The 19,397-nt window shown below is 58.8% G+C and carries 21 protein-coding genes, 1 tRNA gene and 1 pseudogene; 10 read left to right on the top strand and 13 right to left on the bottom strand.

Translation table 11 applies throughout. From position 1 onward, the window contains the following. The first annotated feature begins 791 nt into the window (after positions 1-791). Positions 792-2,156, top strand: coding sequence for a DNA polymerase III subunit beta (dnaN, locus tag CYA_RS07770; protein ID WP_011430482.1), 1,365 nt, complete (start codon positions 792-794; stop codon positions 2,154-2,156). Here dnaN and CYA_RS07765 read toward each other — a convergent pair. The 5 genes from CYA_RS07765 to CYA_RS15075 form a co-directional block, all read right to left on the bottom strand. After that, a complete protein-coding gene (locus CYA_RS07765; RefSeq protein ID WP_041438376.1) occupies positions 2,153-2,338 on the bottom strand; it encodes a hypothetical protein in 186 nt (61 codons plus the stop codon). The two genes, dnaN and CYA_RS07765, sit on opposite strands and share 4 nt — an antisense overlap. Positions 2,339-2,360: 22 nt before the next feature. Beyond that, positions 2,361-3,608 (bottom strand): RNA-guided endonuclease InsQ/TnpB family protein, encoded by a 1,248-nt coding sequence (locus tag CYA_RS07760; RefSeq protein WP_148203191.1) that lies wholly within the window; start codon positions 3,606-3,608, stop codon positions 2,361-2,363. Continuing rightward, positions 3,496-4,113, bottom strand: a complete 618-nt coding sequence (locus CYA_RS14140) for an IS607-like element ISSoc2 family transposase (protein ID WP_011430480.1) — start codon at positions 4,111-4,113, stop codon at positions 3,496-3,498. The genes CYA_RS07760 and CYA_RS14140 overlap by 113 nt, the downstream gene beginning before the upstream one ends. Continuing rightward, positions 4,098-4,493 (bottom strand): AAA family ATPase, encoded by a 396-nt coding sequence (locus tag CYA_RS13785; RefSeq protein WP_049749755.1) that lies wholly within the window; start codon positions 4,491-4,493, stop codon positions 4,098-4,100. Before CYA_RS13785 ends, CYA_RS14140 begins: the two co-directional genes overlap by 16 nt. A gap of 222 nt (positions 4,494-4,715) precedes the next feature. Continuing rightward, entirely contained in the window at positions 4,716-4,859 is a 144-nt protein-coding gene (locus tag CYA_RS15075; RefSeq protein WP_168175288.1) for a hypothetical protein, read from the bottom strand. A gap of 403 nt (positions 4,860-5,262) precedes the next feature. Here CYA_RS15075 and CYA_RS14135 point away from each other — a divergent pair, with 403 nt between their 5' ends. Continuing rightward, positions 5,263-5,547, top strand: coding sequence for a zinc ribbon domain-containing protein (locus CYA_RS14135; RefSeq protein WP_206336883.1), 285 nt, complete (start codon positions 5,263-5,265; stop codon positions 5,545-5,547). Positions 5,548-5,557: 10 nt separating this feature from the next. Here CYA_RS14135 and queG read toward each other — a convergent pair whose 3' ends face one another. The 4 genes and pseudogenes from queG to rpsB form a co-directional block, all read right to left on the bottom strand. Continuing rightward, complete coding sequence (gene queG / locus CYA_RS07750) at positions 5,558-6,586, bottom strand: tRNA epoxyqueuosine(34) reductase QueG (RefSeq protein ID WP_011430477.1); 1,029 nt, start codon at positions 6,584-6,586, stop codon at positions 5,558-5,560. Between the two features lie 23 nt (positions 6,587-6,609). Then, positions 6,610-8,022 (bottom strand): amidohydrolase, encoded by a 1,413-nt coding sequence (locus CYA_RS07745; protein ID WP_011430476.1) that lies wholly within the window; start codon positions 8,020-8,022, stop codon positions 6,610-6,612. A 410-nt stretch (positions 8,023-8,432) separates the two neighbouring features. Further along, positions 8,433-9,077, bottom strand: a pseudogene (gene tsf / locus CYA_RS07740) (translation elongation factor Ts); the annotation flags it as partial. A 175-nt stretch (positions 9,078-9,252) separates the two neighbouring features. Continuing rightward, entirely contained in the window at positions 9,253-10,056 is an 804-nt protein-coding gene (gene rpsB / locus CYA_RS07735) for a 30S ribosomal protein S2 (protein WP_011430474.1), read from the bottom strand. A 210-nt stretch (positions 10,057-10,266) separates the two neighbouring features. Here rpsB and CYA_RS07730 point away from each other — a divergent pair. Then, positions 10,267-10,340 (top strand) — tRNA-Pro (locus CYA_RS07730). A 439-nt stretch (positions 10,341-10,779) separates the two neighbouring features. Here CYA_RS07730 and CYA_RS07725 read toward each other — a convergent pair. Then, complete coding sequence (locus CYA_RS07725) at positions 10,780-11,532, bottom strand: 5'-methylthioadenosine/adenosylhomocysteine nucleosidase (protein WP_011430473.1); 753 nt, start codon at positions 11,530-11,532, stop codon at positions 10,780-10,782. Positions 11,533-11,560: 28 nt separating this feature from the next. Next, on the bottom strand, positions 11,561-11,740 hold the full coding sequence (locus CYA_RS15745; protein ID WP_346426259.1) for a hypothetical protein: 180 nt from the start codon (positions 11,738-11,740) through the stop codon (positions 11,561-11,563). Positions 11,741-12,032: 292 nt separating this feature from the next. Here CYA_RS15745 and CYA_RS07715 point away from each other — a divergent pair, with 292 nt between their 5' ends. From CYA_RS07715 to nuoK, 5 genes are all read left to right on the top strand, one after another. After that, positions 12,033-12,500 carry a YbjN domain-containing protein gene (locus CYA_RS07715; protein WP_011430472.1) on the top strand — a complete coding sequence of 156 codons (468 nt, stop codon included), beginning with the start codon at positions 12,033-12,035 and terminating at the stop codon, positions 12,498-12,500. After that, the gene (locus CYA_RS07710) at positions 12,500-13,231 is read left to right on the top strand and encodes a lipoyl protein ligase domain-containing protein (RefSeq protein WP_011430471.1); all 732 of its coding nucleotides are present in this window, start codon (positions 12,500-12,502) and stop codon (positions 13,229-13,231) included. Before CYA_RS07715 ends, CYA_RS07710 begins: the two co-directional genes overlap by 1 nt. 145 nt (positions 13,232-13,376) lie before the next feature. Continuing rightward, positions 13,377-14,726: a TPM domain-containing protein gene (locus CYA_RS13775; RefSeq protein WP_099834875.1), complete on the top strand. Its 1,350-nt coding sequence runs from the start codon at positions 13,377-13,379 to the stop codon at positions 14,724-14,726. A gap of 119 nt (positions 14,727-14,845) precedes the next feature. After that, positions 14,846-15,454, top strand: a complete 609-nt coding sequence (locus CYA_RS07700; protein WP_011430469.1) for an NADH-quinone oxidoreductase subunit J — start codon at positions 14,846-14,848, stop codon at positions 15,452-15,454. 79 nt (positions 15,455-15,533) lie between these two features. Continuing rightward, the gene (gene nuoK, locus CYA_RS07695) at positions 15,534-15,839 is read left to right on the top strand and encodes an NADH-quinone oxidoreductase subunit NuoK (RefSeq protein ID WP_041439067.1); all 306 of its coding nucleotides are present in this window, start codon (positions 15,534-15,536) and stop codon (positions 15,837-15,839) included. Positions 15,840-15,861: 22 nt separating this feature from the next. Here nuoK and CYA_RS07690 read toward each other — a convergent pair whose 3' ends face one another. Then, the gene (locus tag CYA_RS07690; protein WP_011430467.1) at positions 15,862-16,362 is read right to left on the bottom strand and encodes a low molecular weight protein-tyrosine-phosphatase; all 501 of its coding nucleotides are present in this window, start codon (positions 16,360-16,362) and stop codon (positions 15,862-15,864) included. 151 nt (positions 16,363-16,513) lie between these two features. Between CYA_RS07690 and CYA_RS07685 the strand changes: the two genes are divergently transcribed. Together CYA_RS07685 and CYA_RS07680 are read left to right on the top strand one after the other, a co-directional pair. After that, positions 16,514-16,762 (top strand): hypothetical protein, encoded by a 249-nt coding sequence (locus CYA_RS07685; protein WP_011430466.1) that lies wholly within the window; start codon positions 16,514-16,516, stop codon positions 16,760-16,762. 58 nt (positions 16,763-16,820) lie between these two features. Beyond that, complete coding sequence (locus tag CYA_RS07680) at positions 16,821-17,471, top strand: ABC transporter ATP-binding protein (RefSeq protein WP_011430465.1); 651 nt, start codon at positions 16,821-16,823, stop codon at positions 17,469-17,471. On the opposite strand, the gene CYA_RS07675 is transcribed toward CYA_RS07680, so the two are convergent. Further along, entirely contained in the window at positions 17,462-18,595 is a 1,134-nt protein-coding gene (locus CYA_RS07675) for a murein hydrolase activator EnvC family protein (RefSeq protein ID WP_071813517.1), read from the bottom strand. The two genes, CYA_RS07680 and CYA_RS07675, sit on opposite strands and share 10 nt — an antisense overlap. Positions 18,596-19,397 lie beyond the last annotated feature (802 nt).

Below are 19,397 nucleotides of genomic sequence, written 5' to 3'. Positions count from 1 at the left end.
ACGGCTGGGCGGTAGCCAATCGGTCTTTGACCGCCGTTTGCAAACGGTCGTTTTCATCTTGAAACAAGGCATCCACGCTTCTGGAGAAGCGACCCTGACTTGCTATGGGCAGTTGAGCATAAGCAAACTGCTCCGGCTGAGGCCGAAATGACAGTAACCATGCCAAACAGAAGCTCGCGGTCAGCAGCTTCAGCCGCACCTGAGCTCGATGCGAGCTTTTGGTCTGGCGGGCCTGGCCAGCCTCCCGCAGGCTGCCACGGTTTTCCCGAGCAGCCTGTGGAAAACCTGTGGAAATCCCCCGAAGGCCGCCCCCAGCCTTCATGGGATCCCCAGACCACATCTAGAGCAACGAACCACTAGATTAGAGCATCCCACACTGGTCGTACGTTAAGTTTTATAAATTTGTCAGGGAATAGCAACATTTTCATCCCCCTCAGCCTGTGGAAAACTTGTGGAAAACTTCAAAAATCTGTGGAAAACTTGTGGAAAAACCTCCCGAGTTATCCACAGAGTATTTATACCTTGTGGAAAGTTGGCCAAGTTATCCACAGTTTTTCCACAGGTGGGGAATACGATCAAAAGCTTGTGGCGCAAGGTTTTTCCGATCAATTTCCACAGTTTCCACAGCCCCTACTACTACTAGATTAAAAAATTAAATTGGGTAGGGATCGTGATTTTTAACTTTATCCTGCGCGCGCGAGGAAAATTTTTTGCAAAACTCGTCTGGGCAGGGAGGGATCCGTGGGAAGCAGGCGGTGTAGGATAGGCGTATTCAGCTCGCAAGTCCCCTGATGGTGCAAGCTCAACGTCCTGCGGATTGGGAAGTCGAAACCGGATCGCCCGCGTCTGCCCCGCGCGACGGCAGGTCTGGGGATCCCTTCCCCGTCAACAGGACAGAGTCCTTCGGCAAGGCTGTCGACCTACCTGCCGGTTGTCTTTGCTTCACCTGTGAGCAAGCTGAGCTCAGCCACCACCTTGCTGCAGTTAGCCGAGCCGTTGCCAGCCGTCCTGCCCTGCCAGTTTTGGCCAACGTGCTGGTAGAGGCAAGTGCAGAGGCACAGCGGGTTGCCCTGACGGCCTTTGACTTGAACTTGGGCATTCGCAGCGAGTTCGAGGCCGAGGTGAAGGGATCCGGTCGCACCACTCTGCCGGCCAAGCTGCTCAGCGACATCGTCAGCCGTTTGCCTAGCGGCCCGATCGGCCTCAGCCAAGTGCCGGAGAGCGCTGCCGTGACCCTTACATCGGCCGCCGGCCAGTACCAGCTACGCGGCATGCCTGCGGAAGAGTATCCCACCTTGCCCGAGATAGCGCCCCGTACTGCCGATGCCGATGCTGAGGAGGAGAGCTTAGCCGCCCAGATCCTTGAGCTGCCCATCGAGAGCCTGCTGCAAGGGATTGGCCAAACCCTCTTTGCCGCTTCCGGTGATGACACCAAGCAAGTGCTTACGGGTGTACATGTCAAGCTCTTGACCGGGGATCCGCCGCGGCTGGAGTTTGCGGCCACCGATGGACATCGCCTGGCGATAGTTCAGGTGGAGGCGGAAGGGATCCCAGTTGATTTGGCGGCTGGGGGGACGAAGCTGGATTTCACCATTCCCGCTCGGACTCTACGAGAGGTGGAGCGCATCCTCGGCGCCCAGACGGCCGCCTCCGCGGTGGAACTGCGGTTTGACCGGTCGCAGGTGCAATTTATTTTGCCCCCTGGCGCCGGCAGCGCTCAGTGCCAGCAGCGGATTACCAGCCGCCTTTTGGAGGGCCAGTACCCCGACTACAACCGCCTGATCCCCCGGCAATTTGAGCGGCATGTAACCCTGGAGCGTAGGCCTTTGATCGAGTCCTTGGAGCGAGTGGGGGTGTTTGCTGCCCAGCGGAACGAGATCATCAAGTTCAACCTTTCTGAGGCAACCCAAACCCTACGCATCAGCACCGAGGCGCCCGATGTGGGCAGCGGCGAGGAATCTCTGCCGGTACAGATGTCCGGCCCTGACCTGGAGCTGGCTTTTAATGTGCGCTACCTGCTGGAGGCCCTTAAGGTGTTTCATACACAGCAGGTGAGCCTGGAGCTGAACGGCGCTACCCAGCCAGCCATCTGGAAGCCGATTGGAGCGACGCGCCTCTGCTATTTGGTCATGCCGGTTCAACTGCGGGCTACCTAGCCCACCCCAGCCTGACCCAAATCGAAGATTGGCCTCAGTTGCTCCCCTGACCTGTCCGGAGAGGAGAACAGGTGGCTGCCGATAGCAGCTCGAGCAAACCGGTGGGTAAACTCCTGCACCAAGTCCACCCGCACTTGGCGCAAAACGGCCGGCTCCAGGCGCTCGGTCGTGTTGCAGGTCATTAACACCACCAACCTGATACATTTACGCTGAACACTGCTGAGCATTACTGCTCAGCGGTGAAGCGATAGCATTCTGTCCGTTTCCGTTGTTACTACGCGATGCTGACGCGACCGCGCTACTCGGACGGAGTCCAAACAGAAAGGCGGTATCCCGCAAAGCCCTGAGCATAACACCCAGAGCGCCTTGCCAATCTCGTGGTAGCCTATGGTTGCACTTTGGGCATCTAAACACCTTTGCGCCACCCAACTTGGTGTGGATGTGCCCGCACTTGGTACAGGTTTTGCTGGTGTACGCTTCCGATACTTCCACGACAACCACGTTTTTCTTCTTGGCTTGAAACTTCAGGAACTGCTTGAACCGATAGTGCGCCCAGGTGAGCATCGCCCTTGCTGTCTTGCTACCAAACTTCCTCCCTGCCTTGGCAACCATCTTGGCTGACTCGAAAGTGGGGAGGAATATCAATCGGTAGTTATCCGTTAGGAACGCCGCTACCTTGCGATGGCACTCGTCCACCAAGTTCCTGATTCTCTCCCGCAGACGAAACGCCGCTTGCCGCATTCGCCTACGCTTGGGTCTCGGTGCTTTACTCAGCCTAGATTGCAGATCGTCTAGGTGGTAGCACAGCCGAACGATCCTGCCAAAGTCCCCCTTGGCGATATCTACAAAGCCCGCCCCATCAAACCCTGTAAGGAAGCTTCTTACTCCAGGGTCAAGCGCAACAACCCCCTTTGCTAACGAACACTGCTCGTTCACGGGCTCAGGAAAGATGGCATACCATCTGTCTTTCACCCGCATTAGCTCAGTTCCACGTGCCCATTCTCTGGGCATCTCCTCGGATGCACGGAACGCCAAACCTCGGGTGAGTTTCGGATACCACGTCCCATTGCGAAAGTTGCCGGCGTTGAATTGCAGCGTATGCGACCTGTCCCGCACACTGCGAAACCTCGCGTCTTTGCTTCGGCGAAACGCCAACCACGCCTCGACGACCGCGTTCTGCTTGATGTGGCAGGGGGCGTCCTTCACCCACCCGGGCAGGTCGGAGCGCAGGATGATGTGCCGCAGCTTTCTGGCCGTTTTTGGGGCACCATGCTGACGCTGATAGGCAATCGCTTGGTTGTAGCAGTACCGGCACGCCGCTTGCCACCGCTTCCAAACTTTAGCCAGCGCTGGCTCCGGATAAATCCGTATCTTTCTCGATTGCAGCCCGGTATTTTCTGAGTCCGTAGAGCCGACTGCTGAAGCAGTGCAGGATGGTGAGGATATCCTCAACCAGTTCCTGTTGGGGAGAAAGGTGATCGTCATCGAGAACCAAGATTTCGCACCCGTATTGACGGCAGTACCACTCAACGAACTCAAATCCAAACCGGCAGAGTCGATCCCGGTGAGCGACCACAATTGTTCCGACATCTCCCGCACGAACTCGTTCCAATAAGGCAAGGAACTTTGGTCTTTTGAAGTTGAGACCGCCGCCAACCTCTCCGACCACTTCGGCTCCAGGATAGAGGTTAACCAGTCTTGCAATCTGTCTCTCCAAGTCTGGTTTCTGCCCTCGACTGCTGACTCGGGCGTACAAAACGACTCGTTTGTCCTTCTTGGGTGCTCTGTTCGCGTCAGCGGGCCGGAGGCCAATGTAGCTGTCGAGGTTATACCTTCTCGCTCTACCAGATGGTGTACGTACTGCATGGATCCAGCCCTTCTGTTCCCATCGCCTCAAGGTGTGGAGACACACCCCAAAATAATCCGCCGCTTCTCTCGGTTTTACATATCTAGCCATGCCAAGCAGCCATACTGAACATACTGTACATTATTTTCAGTATAGTCCAGCATATCATTGACTAGAGTCATGCTCTGCTCGCAGTCGAGATAATCGGGAGCGAGCACGCTTTGGTGAAGGGTGCCATCTAACAGGCTGAGGATGCGTTCGGTTTTGGTGCTCTGCTGGGCTACCTCGCTGGCTCGGTCTTGGGCGAGGTGATCGGCTTCGTTGATGATCAGGCAGACCCCCTCCAGGTAGGGGGGCGCGATGAACTCCTGCACGGCTTCGTGATCCAAGATGAGCACCGCATAGCGCAGGGGCCCCAGCAGCTCGTGGGTCACTGCCTGCGTCCATCCCGTTTTGCCCGTACCCGGGATCCCGTGCACCAAGACCGCCAATCGCTCCTGCTGTAGAAGCTGCAAAGGCCTGAATTTCGGTGGGAAAAGAACTGATTGGATAGGGGCTGTGGATTTGCCCGATCCGGCTTTGGTAGCCGCTCACCATCACTGCCAGATTGTAAGTAACCTTGCGAACAAGGGCCTGAGAGCCACGCCCAGCAGGGTGTAGCGGCGGCAGTTGTGATAGGTGGCCTGAACTTGTAGCCAAATCTGCGGCTCCGGTCAGAAGGCATAGGTGGTGCCCAGGCTGCTGATTTCCTCCCAACTGCTGAACCGCTCGACTGGATGGTAGAAGTAGCGCTCCATATGGAATTGCGCCAACTGCACCAGTCGCCCCAGATGCGCTAAAACTCTGAGAACGGTCATTTCCTGCAGGCGCCTTAAAACGTCATCGATGGGAACTTGATCCCGGCTCACCTGCTGCTGAATCGGCGTCTGCGTGGAGAGCTGATCATGAAATACTGTATGGTCGGGGCTGGGCAGAGGTGGAGTGACGCTATTCCAAAACCCTTCGATCTTGTAACAGGTATTCTCTGAAAGTTGAGAAGCGCGCTGTACTCTCTACGTCCTACCGCATTGGCAATATCGCTGCACACATCTCCAAAAATTTTTCGGCCAACGCCCAGGGATCCCGCACAGGAATACTCGGCATCGAAATGGCGGTACAGGGGTTTCCACCCGGATTGCAGTAGGTTGTGCCGGTAGCTGGGGTAATAGTCTTCGTAATCGTTATCCAGGCAGGGTTAGGGTCTGAGAAGAGGGGAAGCCAATAGGGGGTGCTAGGGCGTGGACGACTGAAAGAGCTGGGCTGTTGACGATTGCAGGGAATCCAAACGGCATGAGTCAAGAGTGTTCTGGGTGTGGTCAGGTGGTTCCCAAAAAACTCCACGAAAGGTGGCACGATTGCCCCTACTGCGGGCTAAGCCTGTCACGGGATCACAACTTGGCGAGGGGAATCAAATCCAGAGCGGTGGGGCATCCCGTTCTTAAAGCTCAGGAAACGCCCGCTGCGATAGCAGGGATCCCTGTTCGCGAAGCGTGGCGTAAGCCATGAAGCCCGCCCTCTACCCGTTCGCGTCAGCGGCGCGGAGCGCTTCAGGGTGAGGAACGGGAGTATGGGCTTCCAAATCGTTGCTGTGGGCTGTGGAGCCCGAATGGCCGCTGAGAGCGGCTTTGGCGTTGCGGCGCAGCCGGTGGGCCTTGAGGCGGCGCAGGGCAGAGGCGGGAAACCTGCGGTCGAACTCCTCGTCGCCAATCCGCGCCAGTTCTTGGAGATCGGGGGCAACATTCCAAGGGTAAGGCTGAAAATCGGGGATCCGGCTGGGCCGGGCAAAGCGCTGGTTCCAAGGGCAGACCTCTTGGCAGATGTCGCAGCCGGCCACCCAGTTGTGTAGGTTCTGGGCGATCTCGGCAGGGATCTGCTCGGCGTGGCTTTCCAAGGTGTGGTAGGCAATGCAGCGGCGGGAATCCACCACCCCTGGGCTGACGATGGCCTGGGTGGGGCAGGCCTCCAGACAGCGGCTACAGGTGCCACAGTGGGCGGTGTGGGGCCGGTCGGGGATCAACGGGAGAGTGGTCAGGATTACCCCCAGAAATACCCAGGAGCCGTATTCGCGGGTAAGCAAGAGGCCGTTTTTTCCGATCCAGCCCAAGCCCGCCTGCATGGCCCAGGGCTTTTCCGCCACTGGGCCGGTATCGACGTAGAATCGACCGCGGTAGTCCGGAAACTGGGCCTGCATCCAGAGGTGGAGCTGCTTCAGCCGCCGTCCCAACACGCGGTGGTAGTCCCGCCCCCACGCGTAGCGGGAGATCTTGCCTTTAGCTGGATCCCGGCTGTGGCAGGTGGGGGTGTAGTAGTTGAGGGCCACACAGACCAGAGATTGTACTCCCGGCAGCACCCGCTCTGGATCCATTCGCCGGGGATCGGCCATCCAGGCCATGTCGGCGGCCATGCCCGCGGCCAGCCAGGCCCGCAAGCTCGTCAAGTCAGGGGGATCCGCCGCGCTGGCAATGCCGACTTTGTCAAAGCCCAGCGCCAGCGCCTGCCGCTTCACCTGCTCGGTGGCTCTGGCCCAATCGGCTGCTGCTCCCACGGTCGGCCCCGACAATTCTAGGGCTATTCTGGCAGACCCATCACCTGGCGGTAGCGGGCCTCCAGTGCTCCCTGCTGCGAGCGACGGAAGGGATCCCAGGTGCTGTGAGCGAACAGCTCCTGCCGCAGCTTGGCCACATCCACCGTCGTTACCTCGCCGTTGGCCACCACCCGCTTCCCCCTGACCCAGACGCTGTGCACCACCTGGGTGGGCCGGCCCAGCACCAGTAGACCAATGGGATCCGTGCGGGGCAACAGCGATAGTTGGGTGAGGTCGTAAAGCACCAGATCCGCCTGCTTGCCCACCTCCAGGGATCCCAGCTCCTCTCCCAGCCCTAGACCAATGGCCCCACCGCGAGAGGCCATCTCGATGCTCTCCCGCGGCGAGATCCAGTGGCGGTAGTCGGGATCCGTAATGTTGTGCAGGATGGTGCCGATTTTAATGGCCTCCAGGAGATCCTGGGAGTCATTGCTGGCTGACCCATCGCAGCCGAAGGCCACGTTCACCCCCGCCTGCCGGTACTTGAGGATGGGGGCGATGCCGCTGCCCAGGCGCAGGTTGCTCAAGGGGTTGTGGACAACCGTAGAGCCGGTGCGGGCCAAGATCTCGATATCGGCATCGGTAAGCCAGACGCAGTGGGCCAGCGAGGTTCTCCGGTCTAGGTAGCCCAAGCGCTCCAGGTGCTCGACTGCGCTGCAGCCGTACTTTTCCTGGGCCAATCTCTGCTGGGCGCGGGTTTCCAGCAGGTGGGCATGGCGGGGGAGGCCATACTTCTGGCTCAACTCCGCGCAGCCCTCAAACAGCTTGTCAGAACAGAGTTGGATGCCGGTGGGGGCCACCATCAGCGTGATGCCCTCCTCTGGCCGGTGAAAGCGCTGCACTGCCTCTTCCACAATGGCCAACACCTCCGCTGTGGAGAGAGGATAGGTTTCCAGCTCCCGATCCGAAAAGGAGCCGCTGGGCAACCCCTGAGAGAGGGCTTGATCCTGGAGCAGGGGGCCGATGAAAGCGCGGATCCCGACTTCTCGGTAGGCCCGCACCGCCGCCTCGAGGGTGGCCAGCTCCTGGCCAGGGATGAGGATTAGGTGATCCACTACGGTCGTGCCGCCACTGAGCAAGGTTTCCACCGCTGTCGCCAGGGCGCTGAGATAAATCTTTTCTGGATCCGGGGGCGCGTACTCGTGCAGTTGTGCCAGCCACAGCTCCAGCGGGTAGGGCGGGATGATCCCTCTTTGCCACAGCTCCGAAGAGTGGGTGTGAGCGTTGACAAAGCCGGGCAACAAAAGCTTGTTGTGGGCATCGAGCTCTACGCCATCTGGGCCCACTGCCGCCAGCTCTTTGCCGATGGCAGCGATCCGCTCCCCTTCAATGCGGACATCTGTAGTCTCGTAGCCGGTGGCGGTGGGAATCAGCACATTGCGCAAAAGGTAGCTCATGGCCAGCAATCAAAAGAGCTGTTCTTCAGTTCACACTTTGCCGTGCCAAGGCAAAAAGGGAGGAAAGCCCCAAATACCCTCCCAGGACGCTTCCCGTGAGGAAGTCACCACCTAGCCAGCCCCCCTCAGGGTGGAGAGGCCCACCGAGTAGGCTGCTTCCACCAATCGGGGTGAATTCAGGGATCCATCCGCAGCGTGGAATGGGCTTATTTCTTCTTCTTGGTGGAGCCCTTTTTGGAGGGCTTGCCCTCAGCAGCAGGCGCTGGCTCTGCGTCAGCAGATTCTGCGACGACGGGTTCTGGGGCAACGGACTCTGCTGGAGGTTCGGCAGCAGGTTGGTCAGCCACAGGTTCTGCGGGAGGAGCGGCTGCAACTTCTGCCACTTGCGCTGGCTGTGCTGGCTTGAGACCGGCCTGAGCGGCCACCTCAGCGGCAAAATCCGCTTCTTGTTTCTCGATCCCTTCTCCCAAGACGAAGCGGGCAAACCGCCGCACCCGGATGTTTTCCCCTAGCTTGGCAATGTGCTGCTTCACCAATTCCTCTACGGTAATCGAGGAATCTTTAATAAAGGGCTGATCCATCAAGGACAGCTCTTTCAGGCGCTTCTCGATGCGGCCCTGCACGATCTTTTCCCGCACGTTTTCAGGCTTGCTGGCCAGATCCTCTTTGCCCATCTCGATGGCCCTTTCCCGCTCCACCACTTCGGGAGGGATCTGGTCAATGCTGACGTACTCCACGCTTTGGCAGGCGGCAATCTGCTTGGCAATATCTTGCACCAGCTTCTTAAAGTCTTCGTTGCGGGCCACAAAATCCGTCTCGCAGTTCACCTCCACCAACACACCGATCCGGTTGCCGAAGTGGATGTAGCTATCGACAACCCCCTCAGCCGCCACGCGACTGGCCTTTTTGGCTGCCCCTGCCAACCCTTTCTGCCGCAGCCAGGTGATGGCTTTCTCCATATCGCCACCGGACTCTTCCAGGGCTTTTTTACAGTCCATCATGCCTGCGCCCGTCTTTTCGCGCAGCTCTTTGACCAATTTGGCATCAATACTCATGAGGGTTCCTCAAATCTCACATCGTACAAAGAGGCAGAAAGGATGTGACCGGATGCAGAGGATAGGCAGGAGCAGAACAAAGGATGAATCTGGATTTTAAGGATACAGGCTTCTGGAGAAAGGATGGACAGGGAGCAACTCGAACCACCCAGGATCCCCACCCTCGGCCCAAGGGTTACTCTCCCTGCTCGGGATCCCCCTCCTCTTCATCCTCCACATCTTCCAGAATGTCATCCTCTAGATCCATGTCCATGGCCCCCTCGTAGTCGTACTCATCCTCTTCGACTGTGTCGAGCTGCCCATGTCGCCCTTCGTAGATGGCATCGGCCAGCTTGCCTACAATCAGCTTAATCGCTCGGATGGCGTCGTCGTTAGAGGGGATGAAGACATCGCTCAGGTCAGGATCGCAGTTGGTATCCAGCAGCGAGATGATCGGAATCTTGAGCTTGATACATTCCTGAACGGCGTTGGCCTCCCGCCGCTGATCGACGATGATTACCGCGTCGGGGAGCTTGCGCATAGTTTTGATGCCGCCCAAGTACTTCTCCAACTTGGCCAATTCCCGTTTTAGGCGGGCCGCTTCTTGCTTAGGCAGGCGATCCAGCAGGCCGCTGCTCTGCATCTCCTCGATTTCCTTGAGGCGGTCGATGCGGGTTTTGATGGTGGCCCAGTTGGTGAGCATGCCCCCCAGCCAGCGCTGGTTGACGTAGTAGCTGCCACAGCGAGTGGCCTCATGGGCGATGATCCCGGCGGCTTGCCGTTTGGTGCCGACAAACAGGAAACGCCACCCCTTTTCGGCCCCCTCCCGCACGTATTCATAGGCTTCGTTGAGGTAACGGGCCGTCTGCACCAGGTCGATGATGTGAATGCCGTTGCGCTCGGCGAAAATGTAGGGCCGCATCTTGGGGTTCCAGCGGCTGGCCTTGTGGCCGAAGTGTACCCCTGCCTCCAGCAGTTGAGGCAAACTGACTACGCTCATGAGTTGGTTATCTCCTACGGGTTAGCCTCCGCCCGAACGGATCCCCGTTGAGGACACCCGGTAGTTCGGGCGTGTGGTATTTTGACAGCTCAGCTATGCTAGCATGTGTTCTACAGGATCCGGTAACCAAGGCCTTGCACTTGCCGGGATCCGGTTCTAGAAGCTAAACTGGTAAAGCACCTCCAGAGATTTTCTCTGGCTTAGGTGCGTCGGGGCGTAGCGCAGCTTGGTAGCGCACCACTTTGGGGTAGTGGGGGTCGAAGGTTCAAATCCTTTCGCTCCGACTTAGCTTAGAGAGAGCCCCTGTCTAAAGGCAGGGGCCAAAGCTTTTTTCTGGCGGTAAGCTACCCCAGGGCTAAAGGTTAAGGGCTCCGTCTCGCCGGCGCGAACAGGGAAACTGCTCCCGGGAAGAAAGTAGCATTTGCGCTAGCGGTGCGAGGTTCTTAAGCCTACTAGGTGGCTTCTATCTTGGCCACTTGCACCGGAGTAGGATTAGTAACTTCTGTTAGCGGGCGGCGCTTCCTCCCCACGGCTAGATTGATGAGGGCTTTCCTCTAGTCCTCGACTTGAACTCCATCCGTTCGCGTAGCGGGCCGGAGGCCACTTTGGGGCACACCGGGCAACCTCGCCAACGCACCTTTCTGCCTTCATGTGGATTAGCTAAGCCTAGTAGGAGCGGGAAGAAAGCCTCAACCTGGAGCAAAAGTCCGCTTTTGTCCAGAGTCAGAGGGGAGGAGGCAAGCTTTGCAAAACGCTGTGAACCACCGCTGCCGAGTTGAGAGCCGCTGTCTGAAAAAAAGTTAGAAAATCGGTATCGCTTCCTACATCGCTGACCGATCGCACCAGCAGACAAGGGATCCCAGCTTCTTGCGCCACCCGTACCACCGCCGCTCCTTCCATTTCCACGACCAGGGCTCCGGTGCGCTCGCGAATTTGATGCCGGAGCTTGGCGTCGGCCACAAATACATCGCCCGTGGCCACCAGGCCTTGGTGGATGACCGGCTGCCGCCCCTGCAGCGGGTGAAGAGGGATCCGCTCCCCTTGGGCCACGATCAGGTCGTAAAGGGCACTATCGGCCTCCGCTAGAGGATGGCGCAACTCAGGGATAAAGTCGATCCCCAAGACAAAGCCTTCGGGCCGTCCGGTGCCGAAATCGTGCTCGATGGCGGCATGGGCCAGCACCACATCCCCCATCTGCAGGTGATCGGCCAAGGCGCCGGCCACGCCGGTAAAGATAATGCCCCGCAAAGGGAAGTGGGCCACCAACAGGGCTGCCGTAGTTGCCGCTCGCACCTTGCCCACCCCCCCTTGAACTACCACCACCGGCTGTCCGGCCAGGGATCCCTGATGGAACTGCCGCCCCAGATGGGTATGGACAGAGTTGATCTCCATTGCTTGGGTGAGCATGGCCACTTCTTCCGGCAGGGCCCCCAAAATGCCGACAGCCTTTTGGGAGGGGTGGGATGGAGTTTCCATAGGGCTTCCCTTAGGTTTTTGAGAATCCTCAGGTTTGAGAGGCGGGCGGGATCCGCTGTCCCCACAGGCCTGGCCATTTGGTGACTTTGAGATCTCCCAGCACCTGCACCTGACAGGCCAAGCGCAGCCCGTTGCCGTCCTGGGCCGCCGCCGTGGACGGGAGTTGGTGGGGTGGCAAAGACAGGCGGGCCCGTTCTCGCCAGCCCATAGGGGAAACAGCCCCTTACGATTTGTACGGCACAGGTGCCCAGACCGCGGCAGTTGAGGATAGGAGCCGGCGGGTTGTAGAGCGGGATCCCGGCTTGCAGCAGCACCTGGCGCAGGTTGGCGCCCGCCTCATAAGCGAGGGTGCGTCCTTGAACGTCAGGCTGGGGCATAGGTAACCTTCCCAACCGCGAACAGTTCTATTCTGGCCTGAGCCGGATCCGGCAGCATGGCAGGTAGGTGGGAGGGCTAGGCAGTATAGTTAAGGTGGTTAGACAGGGAGTAGGGGAAAGACCATGGTCTACAGCGAGCCGCTCATCGACCGTTCTCCAGAAGGTTTTCCAGGCCTGATGGAAGAGCCCCCTCGCTACGTTGAAGTTGTCTCAGCAGTAGTTTCCAGCCTCAAAGAAGATGCCGCCTACGAGAACCACGAGCAGGGCCACACCTGGAAATTCACCTACGGCAGCGTGGAAGTGTTCGTCCACCTGAGCGGCGAATCCCCCGAAGATACCCTGTTGGTGTGGTCTCCCGTGCTCTCTCTGCCGGTGGCGGAGCCGGCTAAGCTCATGCAGAAGCTGCTGGAGAAAAACTGGAGCGAAACTCTGGAAGCCCGTTTTTGCATCTGGAACAACCAAGTGGTGCTAAACCACCACCGCACTCTGGAAGGGCTCAGCGCTGGCGAGATCTCGCGCGCCATCACCCTTGTGGCCAGCTTGGCCGATGAGTACGATGAGCAGCTCCAGGCTGAGTTTCCCAAAGCTTGATGGGATCCCAGGGCTCTTGGCTGCCCTATCGCGTGGCCGCTGGCGGCTGGCAGATGGAGCAGGACTTTTGGCTTTTGCAGCGGCTGCGCCAGGATCCCAGGCCCTGTTTGCGCTTTTACGGCTGGGATCGGCTTACCCTCTCTCTGGGACGTCACCAGGCCTGGCCAGATCTGCCGCCAGGGATCCCGATGGTGCGCCGGCCCACCGGAGGACGGGCGGTGTTGCACCAGGCGGCGGAAGATGCAGCAGAGCTGACCTACAGCTTGGTGTTGCCCCTCTCTTACCTCCAAGCTCGGCTGCCCAATTTGCGGCGAGCCCAGGTGTACGACTTCTGCTGCCGTTTTTGGGTAGAGGGGCTGGCGGCGCTGGGCATTGAGGTGGATGCTCCCGCTTCTGTCCGCGGCCAAGGTGGCCAGGATCGGGGCTACCGCAACAAAATCAGTTGCTTTGCCGCCCGTACCCGTGCCGATCTAAGCTGGCAGCGCAAAAAGCTGATGGGCAACGCCCAACTGTGGCAACCCTGGGGGATCCTGCAACAGGGATCCCTCCTGTTGCGGCCCAATCTAGAGCTGTGGGAACGGTATCTGCCCGGCTCGCAGGTGATTGGCGTGTACGACCTTTGCCCAAGGGCGCCAGGGATCCCTGAGTTGATTGAGCATTTTCTCCGCATGGCCCAGGAGTGCTTTGAGGTGGAATGGCAAGAAGAAGCCTGGCTCCCTTGGCCGGACTGAGGGCCGGTTGCTGTTAACAATTACTAGCAACAAGAAGCGGCTTGTCTCAACCGTTCCCCAACTCCCCTCTCTCCCTGGGAAAAGGACTGCCAGTCTAGCCGAGACAGCTGTGCTAGAACCTAGGCAGCGCTCAGCCAGGTAAGCCATGCCGAAAGTTTGGGCGGCAGTTTTGCTAGTTGTATCCCTGCTGCCGCAGCCCGCTTGGGCCATTACCCTTGAACAAGTGCCCAACCCCCGCCGTCAGTATGGAGGGTGGGTTTCCGATACCGCCAACATCCTCAGCAGCAGCACCGAAAACGAGCTCAACCGTCTTATCACTCAGCTTGAGCAGCGCACCAGTGCCGAGATGGCAGTGGTTACCGTGCCGAATACTCAGGGATATGCAACACCAAAAGACTTCACCACGCAGCTATTTAACTACTGGGGGATCGGCAAGGCAGGCCAAAACAACGGGGTTTTGTTTCTCATCTCGGTAGGGGATCGGCGGGTGGAAATCGAAACGGGCAGGGGCCTGGTCGCTATCCTCCCCGACAGCCGAGTCCAGCAGATTATCGACCAGCAGATCCTGCCTCGGTTTCGCAATGGGGATTTTGATGGCGGCACTCTGGCGGGGGTGCGGCAGTTGACCTCGGTGTTGCAGGGCCAGCCCGTTGCCAATGTTCCTGCGGCAGCTTCTGAAGTTACCACCTCAACGATTGCAACTTCTTCTGGGGCAGTGGCCCAGGGCATTGATTCTTCCCTGGTGGAAGGGATCCTGCTGCTGCTGGGGATCATCCTTTTGGGACTGGGGTGGCAGCGCTCTCGCATGCCCGTCTCTCTAAGGGCTGAGCGAGGGGGAAGACAAGTCCTCTCCCTGACACGCAGAGATCCAAGAACAGGTGCTGTGCTCTCTTCGGTTCAGAGCGACCCCATTCGTCTCTTCCTCTATTCGGGATCCCTCTGCCTTGGCCTGTTCCTAGGATTGTCCAGCGGCACTTGGCTGGGGTTGGCTTTGCCGGTTGTGGCTGCTTTGGCCACTGACGGCACCTTGGGCCGGAAGCGTGGGATCCCCTTTCAGCCCGTGGTCTGCCAAAGCTGCGGTCGACCCATGCGCCCCATCCAGGCGCAAGTTCTCGATACGTGCCTCTCCCCGGGAGATCGCTTAGCCAAAAGCCGGGGCAGAGCCAGCTACTACGGCTGGTTTTGCCCTAGCTGTCAGGGGGCAGCTGTGGTTGTTCGCGAGAATGGATTTTATCGCCACCTCTATTGCCCCCGGTGTCAAGCTCTCACCCTCGACCTCACCACCCAGGTTCTCAGGGAAGCCACCTATTCCTCTAGCGGCTTGAAGCTGGAAATCCTGAGCTGTCCTATCTGCGGGTACCGCAGCGAGCGAGAGGTGGTCATCCCCGAGCTCAGCGACACAGACACAGATTCAGACTTCGGTGGAGATTCAGGTGGAGATTCAGACTTCGGGGGCGGCAGCAGCGGAGGTGGCGGAGCGGGCGGCAGTTGGTGAGACCTGACTCTAGGGATTTCTCTATGGATTGAACAAGGGAGTTGGGCTTTTCCTCAGTCCGCCAGGGCAGTACAGTGGTAAGGGAGCAGCGATAGCGATTTGTTAAGGACGAAGATCCCATGACCCTTGCAGAAGGCGTGCAACTGGTTACCTTTGGGGTGCTCTCGGCGATGGCCATCGGCTTTGCCCTGGGAGTGGTTTGGGCCCCCAACATCGTCTATTCCGGCTTTCTATTGGGGGGCGTTTTCTTGAGCATGGCCGGGCTGTACCTCCTCTTGAATGCCGATTTTGTGGCTGCAGCTCAGGTGTTGATCTACGTCGGCGCCGTCAACGTGCTGATCCTGTTCGCCATCATGCTGGTGAACCGGCGCTATACTTTCGCTCCTTTGAAGTTGGGCTGGCTGCGCAATGGGGTGACGGCGGCGGTGTGTTTGGGGCTGTTTGCCCTCCTGACGGCAATGGCCCTGAATACCCCCTGGCAGTTGGAGCCGATCCAGCCCACGAGCAGTGCTTTGGTGATGGGTGGGCATTTCTTTAGCGACTATCTGTTGCCGTTCGAGTTGGCTTCTGTTTTGCTGCTGATGGCGTTGATCGGGGCCATTGTGCTGGCGCGTCGAGAGTTTGTCGTTCCCCAAGCCCAAGAAGGGGATCTCAGCTTGCTGGAGCGGGCCCGGCCACAGCTTGAATCGGAGTCGGAACGCCCAGCAGAGCTGGTGAGCACGCGTTGAAGCTGCCTGCTCTCGGCCATACAGCCCAGCGTTTTCCTGATGCCCCTCTCATCTGTATCCAGTGGAGCCTCTTGTGATGTTGCAACTGCAGTTTTTCTTGGTGGTCGCGGCAATTCTTTTCTGCATCGGCATCTACGGCTTGATCGTCAGTCGCAACGCCATTCGGGTGTTGATGTCGATTGAGCTGATGCTCAACGCCGTCAACCTGAACTTTATGGCTTTCTCCAACTTTGTCGACTCGGGCTTGATTCGCGGCCAAGTGTTTTCGGTATTTGTCATCACCGTGGCGGCTGCCGAGGCGGCAGTGGGCTTGGCCATTGTGTTGGGGATCTACCGCAACCGCGCCACCATCGACATGGAGAGCTTTAACCTGCTCAGGTGGTAGTTGTTTTCTTGATCGATGACTTTCAGGTGCGGCTGGGCAGCGGCGGGCATTGGATCCCAGGGATCAGGGATTCCAGCAGGCCGCTGCAGGCGTCCCAGAGCAGCTCGATCACGTAGTGAAACCCTGCCTCGCCCCCGTAGTAGGGATCCGGAACTTCTTCATCGGTGTGAGAACGACAGTAGCTACAGATTAGGCGTACCTTGTCGGCATATCTTCTCTGGGGATCGAGGCTGAGGATATCGCGGTAATTTTGCCGATCCATGGCCAGGATCAGGTCGAACTCCCGCAGATCCAAAGGATGTATTTGCCGGGCTTGGCCGTGCAGCTCCAGTCCATAGCGCTGGGCAACTTGTCGCATGCGGCGATCTGGGGGACTGCCGAGGTGGTAGGCGGCTGTACCTGCCGAATCGCAGAGGATGTCCCCCTCATGGCCGCTGCTCTGCAGCAGGTGGTTGGTGATCCCTTCGGCAGCGGGAGAACGGCAGATGTTGCCCAGGCACACAAACAGCAGCTTTTGGCTCATGGATCCCTCGACGGCAGTGAACATTTCCCACCGCATTATCTGCGTTTTGCGGCCCAGAGTACAGAAGCAGGCGAGAGGGGATAGGGCCCTCAGGCGGCAGCGGGACAGATTCTTGGCCAGAATGGAGCTAGTTCCCCTGGTGAGATGTCTTATGCCAGATGCCACCCGCTACCCCCACCCGCAGGATGTGGCCAACCTCATTCTCTACTTGCAAACGGAGCTGGCTCTGTTTGAACAATGGGCTGCTCAAGAAGGGATCCCGTCTGCGGCTCTGCGCCCCATCGAGCGCTCCCAAGAGGCTTTGCGGCGAGCTGTAGATCAACTGGAGCTGCGGGAGTGGTACCGCGAACTCACCTATGGCTTTCGGGATCAGTTGGGGCGCCTAGAAGAATGGTTGTAGCTGTCCGGCAGAGCTTTCCAGTGCCAAAATAACGACAACTTTCCCAGGGGCGCCGCTCATGTTGCAGGTTCAGGATCTCTGCTACCACCCGGCAACCCTCCCTCAGCCGATTCTCCGGGATCTCTCCTTTGAGCTGGGCCTGAATCAGTTGGGGCTGATCGTGGGCAAAAGTGGGGCCGGCAAGAGCACCCTGCTGGAAATTTTGGCCGGCTTGGCGCGGCCCACGCGCGGGCGGATTGCCTGGGGAGGAACAGAGCTCTCCCCCCAGCAGTTGCGCAGCATGGCGGGGCTGGTGTTTCAGTTCCCGGAGCGTCACTTTTGTGGCTTGACGGTGCTAGAGGAAATGCGCTTCGGCCACCCGGAGCTGCAACAAAAGGAGATTGAAAACGTTCTCAAACAGGTGGGATTGGAAGGGATCCCTCTGTGCACCTCCCCCAACCATCTCAGTGGCGGACAACAACGGCGCTTGGCCCTGGCGGTACAGCTTATTCGCGGCCCGCTGCTACTGCTGCTGGACGAGCCGACGGCAGGGCTGGACTGGTCGGTGCGGCGGCAGTTGATCGAGCTGCTGGCCCGGCTGAAATCCACCTGGACGGTGTTGGTGGTTTCCCACGACCCAGAGGAGCTATCCTCCATTGCCGATGTGCGGTGGATCTTGCAGGCGGGATCCCTGCAGCCGTTGCCGACAGATGCGCTGCTTCAAAGGTAGCGGCGGGGATCCACCGGCTGGCCGTTGACCCGCACCTCGAAGTGAACGTGGGGGCCGGTGGAGAGGCCGGTGGAGCCGGAAGCGGCAATGGCCTGCCCCCGCTGTACCTGCTGACCCACCCCAACGGCGACGCGGCTGTTGTGGGCGTACAGGGTGGTGATGCCGCCGCCGTGGTTGACAATCACCGTGTAGCCGTAGCCGCCATACCAGCCGGCGTAGATGACGGTGCCCCGGTCTGATGCCCGAACTGGCGTGCCGGTGGGCACACCGAAGTCGATCCCCGCATGGAAGCGGCGGCTTCCGTAGATGGGGTGAACCCGCCAGCCGAAGCCGCTGGTGATTGGCCCGCGCACTGGTGGGATCAACCGGCCTGTCCCCTGAACCGGATCTCTGCCCCCCCGCTGCTGAGCCTGCTGGGCGATCAGTTGCTGGATGAGGATGGTCAACTGTTGGGAATCGGCTTCCAAACGCCGTTGGGCTGCTTCATAGGCGGCGCGCTCGTTGGCCAGGCGGCCCACCAGTTGCTCTTGGGCGGCAGCCTGCTGCTGCAGTTGGTTTTTCTGGGCTGCCAGCTCCTGCAAGATTAAAGAAATCTCGTTGCGCTGCGCTTCCAGGGCGATCCGCTGCTGATCCACCTCCTTGGCCATCACCTGCAGCTCTCGGATCAACTGCCGGTCGGCTTCGATTAGCAATTGCAACTGGTGGCGGCGATCGAAAAACTCGTTGAGGTCGCGGCTGGTGAGCAGCAAAGCCCACCAATGTTCCGCCCCCTGCCGCTGCATGTAGCGCAAGCGGGCGGCCGTGCCCTGCTGCTGCCGTCTCAGGCGGTCTTCCAGCTCTTGGAGCTCCTTCTGCGCTTGCTCTAGCGCCCTCTGGGCCTGTTCCAGACGATATTGGTTGTCGCGAAGGCTAGCTTCTGTCTGTTGGATGTTTTGCCGCAGGGATCCCATGCGGCGACGGGCTTCTTCTTCCGCTTGGCGCAGCTCTCCCAGGCGTCGCTGGGTGCCCCGGATTTGTTGCTGGATCTGTTGCTGCCGCTGTTGCAGTTGGTGGAGATTCTGCGCCTGAGATGGAGCAACCCGCCACAGTCCCCCCAGCACCAGGAGGGCGAGCAACCCGACCATCACCCATGCCTTCAGGCTGTGTGTCCCACAACTGAGCTTGACCACTCCCCACACCCTCGGCAACCAACCTACCGACCCTAAGAATACAAAGATTCGCAAGGACTGATCGAGCCCAATCGCGCTGTTGCCCGCTGTCGTTACTCCAAATCGTTACAAGATACAAGCAAAACGGCTGGGTTATTTTCAATACCAGTAAAACCGTTCATTCCTTCAATTCCTGACTTCCCCCTCCCTTTGAGAGAGGGGCTGGGGGCGAGGGATCCTCACTGCGGCTAGGTTCGTATCGATCTCCAGATCCCACAGGTCTAATCGGTGCCCAACCTAAACAACCGGCAAGCCAGAGCAACCTCGACACAACATCCAGACAATGGCGATAAACTAGCCGCTCACCTGCCGGCAAAACCTCATGCCAGTAAGATGAAAACGATCAATGCCAACCAGAAAGTTACCTCGTAGAGATGGGCTACCATGCGCCACCTTTCCCCTGAGGGAGCTTCCTCCTCTCCTCTGCCGAGTTCAATGTTGGTTAAGGAGCTAACAAGGCTGCAGATAGCTACTAAAATGAGAGACCAGCGACGCCATGAAAGGATGGGAAAAGTAAGCGCTCCAACGAGTGCTACAAACCCGCAAACAGTTGCCCCTATAAACACCACTTTTGCCTGTTCTTTATTCTATTTTAGCCTTCTTCTCAAAAGGAAATTTGTTATAGCTTGTCATTGTTTTACCGTCGGGCTGTTTGGTTATTTTTAATTGCAATTAAACTTAAAATCAACCCAAGCAAGGTAGAAATCGATGAGAGAGG

Origin of the sequence: Synechococcus sp. JA-3-3Ab (assembly GCF_000013205.1) — a bacterium.
Taxonomy (GTDB): Bacteria; Cyanobacteriota; Cyanobacteriia; order Thermostichales; family Thermostichaceae; genus Thermostichus.
This window is presented reverse-complemented; position numbering and strand designations above follow the sequence as displayed.